Here is a 1250-nt window from a genome sequence, read left to right as displayed (position 1 = left end):
TTCTTTATTGTTATAGGTGTGATTTTTATATCTGTTACTATACTGTCAGGGTTGTACCCATCTGTGGTTACCTCTGGTCTTCAGCCAATAAAGGCTTTGAAAAACAGCATTGGAAGCAGTTATAAAAATGGCCTTTCACTTAGAAGTTCATTGGTAGTTGTGCAGTTACTGATTAGCCAGATGCTAATTGTAGCAGTAATTGTGGTTTCTCAACAGGTTGATCACTTTATAAGCCAACCGATTGGAGTAGACACTGAGGCAATAGTTGAGTTTAGTATACCATATGTTCCAAATATGAATAGAAGCTCTTTGAAGCAGCAATTGCTCGATGTGCCTGGAGTTAAAGAAGTCACTTATTCTAACACAGGTACTACTTCTGGAAATACATGGGGAGGTGTTGCTCATTACACTGGAGGGGATGAATTACTTGATAAAGATGTTCAGATAAAGCTCATTGATGATAGCTACCTTGACACTTATGGTGTTGAATTACTGGCAGGTCAAAATATAAAAATGGACTCTATTAAGAGATATTTGATTAATGAAGAAGCCATGGCAGTTTTAGGCTTTGAAACTTATGAAGAGGCCCTGGGTCAGGAAATTGCGGTATGGGGCAAGCCTGGTAATATCATTGGTGTGGTTAAGAATTTTAAGACCATGTCTCTTCATTATGCACAACAGCCGGTAGTACTTTGGAATGCTGATAATAGTTATTTGACAGGAGTTAAGCTTGAAAATAACAGCGCCAACTGGTCTGAGACTATGGCTGCAGTTCAATCTGTTTGGGAGACTCATTTTCCAGAGAATATTTTCTCTTACAATTTCCTTGATGATAGCATAGCAAAGTATTACGACAGCGAGCGAAGAGCATCAAAAACTTTCTCTCTTTTTGCATCAATTGCTATTATAATTGGGGGTATAGGTCTGCTCGGTTTAATGTCTTACATGGTAAATACAAGAACAAAAGAGATAGGAGTAAGAAAGGTTTTAGGAGCAAGTGTAAGGCAAATTTTAGCTACTGTATTTACCGACTTTGCCAAGCTAGTGGTGATAGCATTTGCGATAGCAGCCCCATTGTCATGGTATTTTATGGACAAATGGCTACAAGGTTTTGATAGCCGCATAGACATTACATTCTTAACCTTCATATTGGCCTTTGCTCTCTCTTTATTGATGACTGTGATAGCCACAGGTTACAAATCATTTCAAGGTGCTACACTAAATCCAGTAGACGCTTTATCAGACGAATA

1 protein-coding gene is annotated in these 1250 nt (G+C 38.3%); it reads left to right on the top strand.

Annotated elements, in window-relative coordinates:
* Positions 1 to 1250, top strand: a 1250-nt coding sequence (locus E1140_RS00280; protein ID WP_155177960.1) for an ABC transporter permease, incomplete at both ends; no start/stop codon positions are given.

This window comes from Fulvivirga lutimaris (assembly GCF_009711525.1).
Taxonomy (GTDB): domain Bacteria; phylum Bacteroidota; class Bacteroidia; order Cytophagales; family Cyclobacteriaceae; genus Fulvivirga; species Fulvivirga lutimaris.
This window is presented reverse-complemented; position numbering and strand designations above follow the sequence as displayed.